11 protein-coding genes are annotated in these 13538 nt (G+C 41.9%); 2 read left to right on the top strand and 9 right to left on the bottom strand.

Annotated elements, in window-relative coordinates; genetic code table 11:
* Positions 1 to 311: 311 nt before the first annotated feature.
* A complete protein-coding gene (locus HUK62_RS02385; protein WP_176536993.1) occupies positions 312 to 1082 on the bottom strand; it encodes a TorF family putative porin in 771 nt (256 codons plus the stop codon).
* 460 nt (positions 1083 to 1542) lie between these two features.
* Here HUK62_RS02385 and HUK62_RS02380 point away from each other — a divergent pair, with 460 nt between their 5' ends.
* Positions 1543 to 2868 (top strand): OprD family outer membrane porin, encoded by a 1326-nt coding sequence (locus HUK62_RS02380; protein WP_010325681.1) that lies wholly within the window; start codon positions 1543 to 1545, stop codon positions 2866 to 2868.
* A 102-nt stretch (positions 2869 to 2970) separates the two neighbouring features.
* Here the strand turns inward: HUK62_RS02380 and ppa are convergent, their stop codons facing one another.
* Positions 2971 to 3498 (bottom strand): inorganic diphosphatase, encoded by a 528-nt coding sequence (ppa, locus tag HUK62_RS02375; protein ID WP_058868713.1) that lies wholly within the window; start codon positions 3496 to 3498, stop codon positions 2971 to 2973.
* A 119-nt stretch (positions 3499 to 3617) separates the two neighbouring features.
* Entirely contained in the window at positions 3618 to 4022 is a 405-nt protein-coding gene (locus tag HUK62_RS02370; protein ID WP_005401007.1) for an MAPEG family protein, read from the bottom strand.
* A 107-nt stretch (positions 4023 to 4129) separates the two neighbouring features.
* Between HUK62_RS02370 and HUK62_RS02365 the strand changes: the two genes are divergently transcribed.
* A complete protein-coding gene (locus tag HUK62_RS02365; protein WP_004692879.1) occupies positions 4130 to 4510 on the top strand; it encodes a hypothetical protein in 381 nt (126 codons plus the stop codon).
* 48 nt (positions 4511 to 4558) lie between these two features.
* Here the strand turns inward: HUK62_RS02365 and HUK62_RS02360 are convergent, their stop codons facing one another.
* From HUK62_RS02360 to HUK62_RS02335, 6 genes are all read right to left on the bottom strand, one after another.
* Entirely contained in the window at positions 4559 to 6238 is a 1680-nt protein-coding gene (locus tag HUK62_RS02360) for an AMP-binding protein (RefSeq protein ID WP_176536992.1), read from the bottom strand.
* Between the two features lie 148 nt (positions 6239 to 6386).
* Positions 6387 to 8606 (bottom strand): DNA topoisomerase IV subunit A, encoded by a 2220-nt coding sequence (gene parC / locus HUK62_RS02355; protein WP_176536991.1) that lies wholly within the window; start codon positions 8604 to 8606, stop codon positions 6387 to 6389.
* 535 nt (positions 8607 to 9141) lie between these two features.
* A complete protein-coding gene (locus HUK62_RS02350; protein WP_176536990.1) occupies positions 9142 to 10461 on the bottom strand; it encodes an MFS transporter in 1320 nt (439 codons plus the stop codon).
* 103 nt (positions 10462 to 10564) lie between these two features.
* The gene (locus HUK62_RS02345; RefSeq protein ID WP_004692884.1) at positions 10565 to 11209 is read right to left on the bottom strand and encodes a trimeric intracellular cation channel family protein; all 645 of its coding nucleotides are present in this window, start codon (positions 11207 to 11209) and stop codon (positions 10565 to 10567) included.
* 59 nt (positions 11210 to 11268) lie between these two features.
* On the bottom strand, positions 11269 to 11736 hold the full coding sequence (locus HUK62_RS02340) for a YchJ family protein (RefSeq protein ID WP_176536989.1): 468 nt from the start codon (positions 11734 to 11736) through the stop codon (positions 11269 to 11271).
* A gap of 70 nt (positions 11737 to 11806) precedes the next feature.
* A complete protein-coding gene (locus HUK62_RS02335; protein ID WP_004978531.1) occupies positions 11807 to 13387 on the bottom strand; it encodes a TerC family protein in 1581 nt (526 codons plus the stop codon).
* Positions 13388 to 13538 lie beyond the last annotated feature (151 nt).

The following is a 13538-nucleotide window of genomic DNA, read 5'->3' as shown; positions in this document are numbered from 1 at the left end:
TTATTTCGATAAACTCATGTAGGTAGTAGCAATAGCTATGCCACATTCAATTCAACATCAGATACACCTTTTACAAAATCATTATAAATAATTGTTTTTATTAAAATTATTTAAAATATAAAAAAAATTGAGCTCGCACTCAACTTGATCGTTAAACCTCTTCGCGGTGAATTGAAGCCAAGCACATCAAGCAAACATAATTGTTTACAATATGCGCTATTTTGAGACTCATCTTTGGAAGGTACGTTTTTAAGTGCATAAAAAAAGTGCATCCCCAACCGATCTGGATGCACTTTTCATATCTACAACATTTAAAAGTTGTAAGTTAAACCCAGCACCAGATGGTCCTCTAAATCCTCGCCCATACGGTTATGTACACCATAAATATAATCCGCAGACATCTCGATCCCTGTCTCTGCAAAGGGTCTACTCAGGCCTAAGCGAACTTCATTAACAGTAAAGTTCTTCTCTGTAGTGAGTATGGCATCATCATGCTGACGATAAATCGATGCACCAATTGAACTATTGAATTGAAAGTTTTGTGGAAGTGCATAATGATGTGCAAGGCTTAAATAGGTATCGCCTGCATTGGCATAGCTCACATCAGCTAAAGCCACCGTGACGCCTACATCAAAGTCTTTATAGCTCAGACTATTTACAAACTCTGCTCCAGTCGTACTTCGTCGTTCTGTGCGATCTTCACTATAGACCGAGCCGCCATCATTATATAAATAAGTCACAATATGTGAGCGATAGCTTACATCTGGACTGAGTGTGCCTGCATAACCCATATAAAAGTCATGCTCAACACCGTGATCTTTGCTGATATCTGCTGCATCATAATTCAGTGTTGAAGCCCAATAACCAGCATATAGGCCAGATGCATGTTCATATTCAAGCCCTGCTTGCAAGGTAGGCTGATCATTTTCAATCCCCCCACGATAAATATACTGACTGAGCACAGCAAGGCTTCCACTGAGCACACCTTTTGAGCTTTGTTGCTGGGGCTCGCTTGCGTTGACCGACACACTGCCAGTGAAAAAAATTAAAAATAGTGCAGTTTTATGTGAATTTTTATGCATTTAAGCTCTCAAAATCTCTTTAGACATGAATCATTTACTGATTCCATACCTATAAATTTTAAAGCTATTTTTTAACAATAGGTCAATTTTATCTAGGCAACTGCTGTGTAATTCATCATTTTCCAATCTGGGTATAGGTTATTCTGAACCGATTCCAGACGACTAGAAATGACTGAACACTTTGATTCATAAGCTAAAATGACCTCACAGTCTATATATTATTTTCTGCAATACATAGCAAAAAACAGAATTAAGAGGAGAAAAATAAATTCGATGTTTTATAAAGGTTTATTTTATCAAACCGAATATTTTAACCAAAATTAAAATATTTCAAACATATCACTTACAAAAAAATGCATTACTTTAGTTGAATATGTTAAATAAAAATGAAAATTTTTCAGCGATTACTTATACAATTGCTGTTCTCTTTCCATCCAATTTGTATAAGGTTCGCTCCCCAATGCAAAACACAAAAAAATTAGCATTAGCAGTTTTAGTACAAACTGCACTTATATCAACAGCTTTTGCGAGTGAGCAAAGTGAATCTAAAGGTTTCGTTGAAGGCGCTGAAGGATCAGTGCTATTCCGCACAGGCTTTTTAAATCGTGATAAAAAAGACGGTTTAACAAATGATACAAGCTCAACTGCTCAAACTGCCATTTTTGATCTTCAATCAGGCTTTACAAAGGGTATTGTTGGCTTTGGTGTTGGCGTAGTAGGTGATGCATCTTTCAAGCTTGGTGCGAATAATAATACGGGTAATCAAATGATTCCTGTAGATGATCGTGGATTTGCTTATGATCATTGGGCTCGTGGTGGTGCCAATGTGAAAGCACGTATTTCCAACACAACCGTGACTTATGGTACACAGGTGTCAACACTTCCTGTCATGGCAAGTAATCAAGCCCGTTTAGTGCCTGAGTATTACACAGGTGTTTTCATTGAAAGTAATGAAATTCCAAATCTAAATGTGGTTGCAGGTAAATTCACAAAAAACCAAATGTCAAACCAAATTAGTACCGATAAAGATGTGACAGGTCAAGGACTTGATCGTGCAGTAGTTTGGGGTGCTAAATATAAATTTAATGATCAACTCAATTCATCGTATTATGGCTTAGATGTTCAAGATAAGCTAGAACGTCATTATGCCAATGTAAACTTTACCCAAAGCTTAAAAGACAAGAGTACCTTAACACTTGATGCCATGGGTTATCATACAAAATGGGATAAAGATGCGCTCACTGATTCACATACCACAGATGATCTAGCAAACCGCAAAAACTCGATTTGGGCTGTTTCAGTGGGCTATGGCAAAGATGTACATAATGTCATGCTTTCTTATCAAGATAACACAGGTAATACTGGGTATGACTATGGCTATAATGCTGATGGTTTACAAAGTATCTATGTCCCTAATTCCTATTTAGGTGACTTTAATGGTAATGATGAAAAATCTGTCGGGCTACAATATAACTACAACTTCAAAAATCACGGTTTACCTGGTCTAAACTGGACAACTGCATTTGTTTATGGTTGGGATATTGATATCGCTAAAATAACAGATCGCTCAAAAATCATTGACCAAGCCGAAGAACATGAGTTCTTTAACCAAGTCAAATATACAGTTCAAACAGGTGCATTGAAAGATGCAAGCCTACGTGTTCGCTATTCTTACTTACGTTCAAGTGATACCTATAATAATGTTTCTGGTCAATATGTCAGCAATGTCATTGGCTCAACCAATGAATGGCGTTTATTCCTTGATATTCCTGTGAAACTGTTCTAATTCACTTTAGATCAATTCATAAAAAACCGCCATTCAATTGAATGGCGGTTTTTTTATGAGCCTGATTTTAGGGTAATAAAATCAGGCTTTATTTTTTCAAAATTATTTTTTAGCAGCTTCGATTGCTTTCAACACTTCTTGCTTAGCAACTTCAGAACCTTCCCAACCTGTTAATTTAACCCACTTCCCTGGCTCTAAGTCTTTATAGTGAGCGAAGAAGTGTTCAACTTGTTGAATCAGTAAAGGTGGAAGATCGGTATATTCTTTCACGTCTTTATAAATTGGCGTTAACTTGTCATGTGGAACTGCGATCAATTTCGCATCGATACCACCGTCATCTTCCATGTTCAATTTACCCACAGGACGGCAACGAATTACTGAGCCTGGTTCAACTGGATGTGGCGTTACAACAAGTACATCTAATGGATCACCATCTTCAGACAAGGTGTTTGGTACATAACCATAGTTCGCTGGGTAGAACATTGCTGTACCCATGAAACGATCTACAAAAAGCGCATCCGAATCTTTATCAATTTCATATTTGATTGGTGCTGCATTTGCAGGAATTTCGATGATCACGTAGATATCGTTCGGTGCATCTTTACCCGCAGGGATATTGCTGTAGCTCATAACATCACTCTTTAACAAGTTAAATCTTTTTAAAAAACCGCATCGATTATAACGGTTTTTGAGAAAAAAATATTTCTGCGATTATACATCCACTGGGTGAAAATATATATGTTTCGCACTTAGCCCATCGTTAGTCGAATGACCAACAATAATAAACAAATAGGACAAAGCAGTGACAACAGCCAAACGATCGATCGAAGCGTCGACCAGTTGGCCAAATAGCAAATCCCATACACCACACGAAAGACAAGATAGGCAATACCAAACGTCATGGTGACCACTTGCGGAATCACCATATATTCAGCCATTAAGATAGCGGCAATAAATAAGGGTAAACTCTCAAAGCTATTTTGCTGTGCCGCATTGGCACGTGCTGCCAGACCAGTCGTCTTGGCGAGAAATTCACGCGGATGTTGATTATCTTTGGCGCGAAATCCTGCTGTTTTTTTAGCAATGATTGTAAATACGTACGGTAGTAAACAAGCAATTAAAATGAGATAAATAATCCCGCTAATGCTTTGCATTGGTTTTTTCTCATCAAGATCATTTCGACGGCTATCATAGCATGGCATTCCGAGGATAAATTTGGTTAAATTATAGTGTTTTTATAATTTCCCAATGAGACTCCTGCATGGCTAGCCCTGATCAAAAAGAAATGTTCGACGTGCTCGAAATTCAGCGTCAACATCAACGCCACGTGGATCGTGTTTTAAAGATTGTGCTTCCCGTTACTGCATTTTTATTGGCGGTCATTTGTGCCAATATGAATATTGGTTCGACTCTTGGCACACTGGTCATGCTGATCATTGCATTTTGGATGGTCGGGATTAAACGTCAGAACCTATGGTCTTGGTTGCTTGCAGTGACCGTCTATTGTCTGATCGATAATGTCCTGAGTTTTGGTAGTTTTGCTTTCCCAGCCTTTAGTCGTCAGTGCGGTACGATGCTGACCTTTGTTGGCATCTTGGGCATTGGCCGTCCCTATATCGACCGTTGGCTAATGAAAAACTAAAAATATAAATAAAAAAAAGCGCCATTCGGCGCTTTTTTTGAACTCAACTTATGCTGTTTTACGTAAATCTTTACGTAGGATTTTACCTACGTTTGATTTTGGCAATTCATCCAAAAATTCAACATAACGCGGACGTTTGTAACCCGTTAAGTTCTCTTTCGCAAAGGCCAAGACTTCTTCTGTAGTTAAAGATGGATCTTTCTTCACCACAAAGAGTTTTGGTACTTCACCTGATTTTTCATCAGGTACACCAATGGCAGCGACTTCCAATACTTTAGGATGCTTTGAAACCACTTCTTCGATTTCTGAAGGGTAAACGTTAAAGCCTGACACCAAAATCATGTCTTTCTTACGGTCTACAATTTTCACATAGCCGCGAGCGTCCATGACACCAATGTCACCCGTACGGAAGAAACCATCTTCAGTCATCACTTTAGCTGTTTCATCTGCACGATTCCAATAGCCACGCATTACTTGTGGACCACGGATTGAAATCTCACCTTGTTCACCCAGTGCAACTTCCTTACCGTCATCATCCAAAATTGCAACTTCAGTTAATGGCAATGGAATACCAATTGTGCCGCTAAATTCTTCTGACGCTGGCGGATTTGCCGTTGCCACAGGTGAAGTTTCAGATAGGCCGTAACCTTCAATGATGTTGGTTCCAGTAATTCGCTTCCACGCTTCTGCTGTAGAAGGAAGCACAGCCATACCACCGCCCATCGCCATTTTCAATTTGCTGTGGTCGAGTTGCTTAAACTCTTCATTGTTCACTAAAGCATTGAATAGTGTATTCACTGCTGGGAAGAATGACGGTTGATATTTACGTAATTCTTTCATCACCGCAGGTAAATCACGCGGGTTTGGAATCAAAACGTTGGCTTGGCCTTTGTACATGCCGTACATCGCACACACCATGAACGCAAAAATATGATATAGCGGTAAGGCACAGAAAATGCGGTCATCAGGTTGACCATCTTGTGCACCAAATTTACTTTGGAAAATACCGTCACACTGCAACATGTTCGCCACAAGGTTGCGATGCGTCAGTTCTGCACCTTTAGATACCCCTGTAGTGCCGCCAGTGTACTGAAGCACTGCTGTGTCACTTAACGTTAAGTTCGGGCGCTTATAGTTACTCGCACTAACTTTCGACATTGCCGCATTAAAGCGAATATGGCCAGGAATATTCCATGCTGGAATTTGCTTACGCACAGAACGTAATACAAAGTTCACCAGGGTGCCTTTTAATGCACCCAACATGTCACCTACAGAGGCAATCACAACATGTTTAACTGGGGTTTTACCATTAATCGCTTGATAAACAGAGGCAAAGTTTTCGATGATCACTAAAACTTCTGAACCCGAGTCATTTAACTGATGTTCAAGTTCACGCGCGGTATACAGTGGATTGACGTTAACCAATACTAAACCTGCACGGAATACACCCAAAGCAACGATAGGATACTGAAGAACGTTCGGCATCATCACAGCGACACGTGAGCCTTTTGCTAGACCCAAACTTTGTAAATACGTTGCAAATTTACGGCTTGCTTCCTCTAACTCATTAAAAGTGAGCACTTTATCCATAAAAATAAAAGCATCACGAGAGCCAAATTTTTGGAAATTTCGTTCAAAAACATCGACTAATGACGTGTTTTCTGGTGGCAATTCTACAGTCTCTGGAATCCCCATTTTTTGGTATTCTGCGAACCAAATTTTTTCCATATCGCCCGATTCTCCTATCAGTAATCCTTAAATTTCAACTATTGTTCTCAATATTAAGCGCTCTTTATTTAACTTCTGTTGCTTAATACTGCATCCATTTCCCGCATACATACCATATATAACGTATTTTGATCAATGGATGCTAGTTTTATCTCTGAACTAACAGTTTATTTGCTTTTTGATAACCACGTGGTAATAACTGCCCTTTTGATGCTCTTTTGCCTATGTATTTTTGCAAGTCATCACCCTTCAATTTTAATTGCTGCTGTCCTGCAACGACTTGCAGTATTTCATCTAGCGTTAATCTTGTCATGAATACAATTTGATCTTTCTCTTCAAGTTGTATCAATTTATTACCTTTACCTTTATTCAAAATAGGTAACTCTGACAACTCTAAAATCAACAAACGACCCGTTGAGGTCAATAATGCCAAATGGGTAGCTTGATCAACACTGGTTAACGGCATGACTGTGGCTTTTTCAGGTAAAGTTAAGAAGGCTTTCCCTGCTTTTGCATTGGTATCTAACTGTTTTGCCTGTGTTTTAAAACCATACCCTTTACTACTTAGTGCTATGACTTCGGCTTCATCATCAGCAATAAAGACTTGTTTAAAACCAATACCACTGGCTGGGGACAATTTTGAACTCAACGGTTCTCCCAGACCACGCGCGGACGGTAGGCTATTAATGGCTAGGGCATAACTACGTCCTGACTCATCCAATACATACACGCGCTGATTCGATTTGCCTTGCGCATGACTGAGGTATTGATCGCCCGCACGAAAGTTCAAGTTTTCGGCATCAACTTCATGACCTTTGGCTGAGCGAATCCACCCTGCTTCAGACAAGACCACGGTCACAGGATCAGCAGGCATGAAATCTTGCTCACTCATCGCCGTCGCTTCTGCTCGATGCACGATTGGTGAACGACGGTCATCGCCATATTTTTTCGCATCATCTTTGAGTTCATTGATGATTAAAGTCTTTAAAGACTCAGGATTAGCCAACTGTTCACGAATCAGTGCAGCTTTGGCCTCTAACTCTTCTTGCTCACGGCGCATTTCCATTTCTTCAAGTCGGGCCAAATGACGCAACTTGAGTTCTAAAATGGCTTCGGCCTGAATGTCATCAATATTAAAACGTGACATCAACTCCGCTTTGGGCTGTTCTTCTTCACGAATAATACGAATCACTTCATCAATATTTAAATAGGCAATAATCAAACCGCCCAAAATATGTAAACGTTTTTCAATTTTATTCAGGTGATATTGCAGACGACGGGTAACAGTTTCCTTTCGAATTTCAATCCACTCCAGCAAAATACGACGAATCGATTTCACTTGTGGACGGCCATCCGCACCAATCATGTTCATATTGACCCGATAACTCGACTCAAGATCGGTGGTGGCAAAAAGGTGACTCATTACCGCTTCAGCATCAATCCGATTTGAGCGCAGTACGATTACCAAACGGGTTGGGTTTTGATGATCCGATTCATCTCGTACATCGCTTACCAAAGGCAGTTTTTTCGCCTGCATTTGATCTGCAATTTGCGAAATAACTTTCGAGCCTGACACTTGATAAGGCAAGTCCGTGATCACAATTTCATTTTTTTCGATGCGATACACCGAACGCATACGGTAACTGCCGCGACCTGTGCTTTGTATTTTTAACAGCTCTTCAGGTGGCGTAATAATTTCTGCTCTGGTCGGCAAATCGGGTGCAGGAATATATTCTGCAACTTTTTCATCGCCTAGATTTGGATTACGAATTAAGGCAATGGTGCCTTTCACGACTTCACGCAGGTTGTGTGGTGGAATGTCCGTAGCCATACCAACCGCAATGCCCGTAGTGCCATTTAACAAAATATTCGGAATACGTGCAGGTAAAGTCACAGGCTCTTTCATCGAACCATCAAAGTTATCCTGCCAGTCACAAGTTCCCTGTCCCAGTTCAGACAAAAGTACTTCACTATACTGAGATAATTTGGCTTCGGTATAACGCATCGCAGCGAATGATTTCGGATCATCGGGAGAACCCCAGTTACCTTGACCTTCAATAAATGGATAACGATAACTAAAAGGCTGCGCCATCAGCACCATGGCTTCATAGCAGGCCGAATCACCATGCGGGTGATACTTACCGAGCACATCGCCGACGGTACGCGCAGATTTTTTGGGTTTACCGCTGTGTTTCAGCCCCAATTCACTCATGGCATACACAATACGGCGTTGTACAGGTTTTAAACCATCGCTGATATGCGGCAAGGCACGATCCATGATCACGTACATGGCGTAATTGAGATATGCTTGTTCAGTAAATTCTGCTACGGAACGGTTTTCTGTCGCTTGATGCGCAAGGTTCGTCATAACAACCTGTCATCCTAATTAATCGTTTTTTGTTTAAGTTCTTATGCTATGTCGCAGGCTCTGCCTATACAAGTGAAAGCGTACACCACTACGACAAATTGCGTCTTTAGATGTTCCTAGTGTCGTAAAATTATCCATTTTTTTTAAAATGAGCAACTAATTATTTTTGAAGTTCAGTTCCTGTGTTCATCTCTGCTCATCAATGAAAATGGTTAAGCAACTTCAGCCCACTCAACTTGATCGATACGATCGACAAAAAATCGGGTCATCCTCGCCCAAAATGCGACACAACCAATTGGATAGATTGCATCAATCAAGTCGCAGCTATTTTAAATAGCCTCATCATGCACGGGGCTAACTTTTATCAAAATACAACGCTGAGAGGCTACGTTTTGGCCGAGCAATTGAATTCTTATAGCTGAGTTGGATCTGGTTATTGGTTATTTTCAGATCCATCATCTAGATTTTATCTTGAGATTTACTGGAGACTGAGAGTCTCAGCACATCAGACGCTCAATCTTCAGCGCGAACTAAATTACAGTCCAATTTCTTCCAATGTTTTGCCTTTGGTCTCTTCACCCAAAATCAAAATTACCGCTGCCACCGCAAGCAATACTGCGGTAAACATCATGAAAATCGCACTAAATCCATTGCTCTGTACCATCATATGCGTCACCACCATCGGTGCGACAATGCCGCCCATACGGCCAATGGCTGATGCCCAGCCCGAACCAAAAGCCCGGATATTGGTTGGATATTGCTCTGGGGTATAGGTATACAACACCCCCCATGCACCGAGGTTAAAGAATGACATCAGGCAGCCCCAGAACATGATCATGCTCACAGTATCAGCTTGACCAAAGAAATACGCGGAAACTGCACACATGCCAATAAAACCAGCCAAGGTTACTTTACGTCCCAGCTTTTCGACCAGCCATGCTGCGGCCACATAGCCTGGCAGCTGTGCCAAAATCATCACCAGTACGTATTCAAAAGACTGAACAATGCTATATCCCTGCTTCACCAGCAAACTGGGCAACCATGTAAAAATGCCATAATACGAATAAACAATACCAAACCAAATCAGCCATAACATCAAGGTTCTACGTGCAAATGCCCCCGACCAGAGCTGGGTAAAAGACACATTCTTTTTTTCTGCCACTGGTTTAACGATGATATGTTCAATCACTTCCACACCGCATTGACGTTCAATCTGCTGCACTAAAGCATGGGCTTCCACAATACGGCCACGGTTGATGAGATAAGGAATTGACTCAGGCACTTTGAACCAAATCACAATGGCGTACAGTGCAGGAATCCCGCCCATCAAAAAAGCCATGTGCCAGCCAAATTTTGGAATCACAAAATACGCCACCAATGCAGCGCAAAGCCAACCTAGACCCCAAAAACTCTCTAGCAGAACAATAAAACGCCCACGTACCTGTGCAGGAATATACTCACTGACCAAGGTCACCGCTACTGGCAACTGTCCACCTAAGCCTAAACCCACAATAAAACGAAACACCAACAACCACGTTAAGTTCGGGGCAAAGGCACAGGCTGCCGTCGCTAAACTGTAAATCACTAGGGTCGCGGCAAAAACTGTTTTACGCCCAATACGATCGGCCAGACCACCTGAGCACACCGCACCAATCGCCATTCCGACAAAGCCAATGGAAACCACCCAACCTTTCTCGGTTGGACTCATGTGCCAGTCTTCGGCCATTTTTGCCAAAATAAAAGAAATCAGCCCCGTGTCCATCGCATCGAACATCCAGCCCAAGCCAATGACCCACAACAAGGTGTAGTGAAATTTACCGATCGGTAAGCGTTGTATGCGAGAAACTAAATCCATAGCTCGGCCTCTAAAGCGGGAAAAAGATAGCGGGCTGCTTCCTCAACAGGCTTTATCATTATGTGCTTTTTTATACAAATAAGGCAGTCAAATCACTGCTATTTTAGCTGGCATCTTTCGAGGAAGCAGATTGCTCATCATCGTCTTGATAAATGAATTTTGGCATTTCTAAGCCAAAGTAAATCGCGATTAGACGTAAGCTAAAACCAAAGATCAAAGTCGAAATCACGGTCAGCTCAAGTGATAAACCGAGCTGAATGCAGCCCCAATAGAAAATCACCGCGACAAAAGAAATACTGGCATACAGTTCACGGCGGAAGACCAAAGGCACGTCATTACACAAAATATCACGTAAGATACCGCCCGATACCCCTGTCAGAACTCCTGCGACCGCAGACACCACAAAACCATGTCCCATTTCTAAGGCAATTTGACAGCCGATGATGGTAAAACCGATCAGGCCCAGAGCATCGAGCACCAAGAAGATATTACGTAAATGGCGCATCCACTTGGCAATCAAAATCGTCATAAAAGCAGCAAAACAGGTCAGCATCAAATATTCAGGATGCTTGACCCAAGTCAGCGGATAATGTCCCAACAACACATCGCGGACAGAACCACCACCCAGTGCTGTGACACAGGCAATAATCACCACACCAAACCAATCCATACTACGCCGACCCGCCGACAGTGCACCTGTCATTGCCTCTGCTGTGATCGCTATAATATAAATAATAGTGAGTAACATCGCCTGGATTCCATATAGGCTAATTGATGCGCGCTATTCTAAGCCAAATTTGCTTAAAATTATAAAAATTGTGCACAACATTGTTTAAATTTTTTCCCTGAACCGCAGATGCACGCTTGTTTCATGGTGATTTGCATTTCAATGGTTGGATCTAAAAAATACCATGCCTCTGCATATTTCACAAAATGTGAAATTTCATGATGTATCTGTGGCGATGTGCCATCGTGATAATGGGCCTTGAACTCGACCATGGCATGGTTTTTATCGAGTTTTTCCTTAGCCTGTACGACGTCTAACTTCAACCATTGGTTGCTTCGACTCCACTCTGCAATTGCTGCAACATCTAGAGCCTGTTGCTGCCCCAACGCTGTGGTTTGCACAATGTAATCAATTTGCTGTTTGGCAAAAGCACTATAACGTGAGCGCATAAGTTGAGCAGCGCTCTGCGCACGGCTTTGTCTCAAGTGCAAAGGCTGACAGCACTTTTCATATTCACCCTGCCCACATGGACACTCAACATTACTCATGATTTTTCCAGAAAAAATAGCTCTACATTGCGAGCTATTTTAACCTGTTCAAACCAGATTAAGGTTTGTTTTAAGATGATTCCTTGTGCAGATCCGACTTTGGAATCACATGTACTTTTTCAATTTTGTGCCCATCCATCGTCACCACTTCAAAAATACAACCATCTGCTTCAAGGCTAGAGCCATTTTCGGGTAAACGGCCTAAATGAAAGAGGATATAGCCTGACAAGGTTGAGTACTGATCGGACTCGTCGACCAAATCACGATCCAACAATAACGACACATGGCGAATATCAGTGGAGCCATCGAGCATCAGGCTACCATCTTCTAAACTTTCAGCCACATTGTCTTCAGCATCTTCATCGGGGAACTCCCCTGCAATCGCCTCTAATACATCAATCGGCGTGGCAATCCCTTCAATCGAGCCATACTCGTTCAAGACCAAAGCCATTTGCAACGGTGCTTGACGCAATTGCTCCATCACCATCAGGACTTGCGCATTTTCATGCACAATCACAGGTTCACGTAAATGTTTATCAAAATCGAGTACACCCGTTTCAATATATTCATTCAAAACTTTATGGGTCAGTACCACACCAGCGATGTTGTCTAACTCGCCCCGTGCCACAATTAAACGCGAATGCGTAATGCTGAGTAGCTGTGATTTGATAGAAGCTTCTTCATCCTCTAAATCAATCCACTCCAACTCTGGACGTGGGGTCATCACGGACTTCACAGGACGTTCAGACAAACCCAGCACCCCTTGTACCAAGACACTATGATAGACCCCATTTTCAGGATCAAACACTTCATCCGCATAAGCGCGAGTTGCCAGTACATCTTCAGGCTCAGAGGCATGATCACTACTTTTACCGCCCAACATTCGCAGTACCGCAGACGCAGTTTTATAGCGAAGATCTGTGGTGGTGACCATTTTCTCTTGATTACGGCGCATGGTTTGGTTGATGAATTCAACAATCACCGAGAAACCAATCGCGGCATATAAGTAGCCTTTTGGAATATGGAAACCAAAGCCTTCTACAATCAAAGAGAAACCGATCATCATCAAGAAGCCGAGACACAAAATCACCACGGTCGGATGTTTGTTGACAAATTCCATCAAGGCTTTCGATGCCCACAGCATAATGCCCACGGCGATAATCACCGCAATCATCATCACAGACAGGTGTTTAACCATACCGACTGCGGTAATCACCGAGTCTAAGGAAAACACAGCATCCAAAACTACAATCTGAACGATCACCATCCAAAACACAGCATTGGCTGGACTTTCTTCTTTCTGAACCACTTTGGCGTCAATGCGTTCATGCAGTTCCATAGTACCTTTAAACAATAAGAACACCCCACCAAACAGAAGAATCAAGTCCCGTCCTGAGAAAGGATGATCGAAGATATGGAACAGCGGCTCGGTAAGTGTCACCACCCAAGCAATTGAGGCCAACAGCACCAAACGCATTAAGAGGGCAAGGATCAAACCAACAACTCGAGCCGTATTGCGTTGTTCTGGTGGAAGTTTCTCCGCCAAAATCGCAATAAAAACCAAGTTATCAATCCCCAGCACAATTTCCAGCACCACTAAGGTGAGTAATCCTACCCACGCAGAAGGATCAGACATCCATTCAAATATCATGTGATCTGCTCCTGTCGAGGGGAAATATATGGTGCATAACGCAACTTAAGCGGATGAAAAGGAAGATTCAGCACCAATGGCTGTAATTTTTTTTCGGAAAACTGAAGATGTCTTGAGCGACAACTACCACTACCCATGTTCGTTCTTGTGT

Source organism: Acinetobacter sp. NEB 394, from assembly GCF_013374795.1.
GTDB classification, from domain to species: domain Bacteria; phylum Pseudomonadota; class Gammaproteobacteria; order Pseudomonadales; family Moraxellaceae; genus Acinetobacter; species Acinetobacter johnsonii.
The sequence above is the reverse complement of the archived record's forward strand: the minus strand, read 5'-3'. Positions and strand labels throughout refer to the sequence as shown.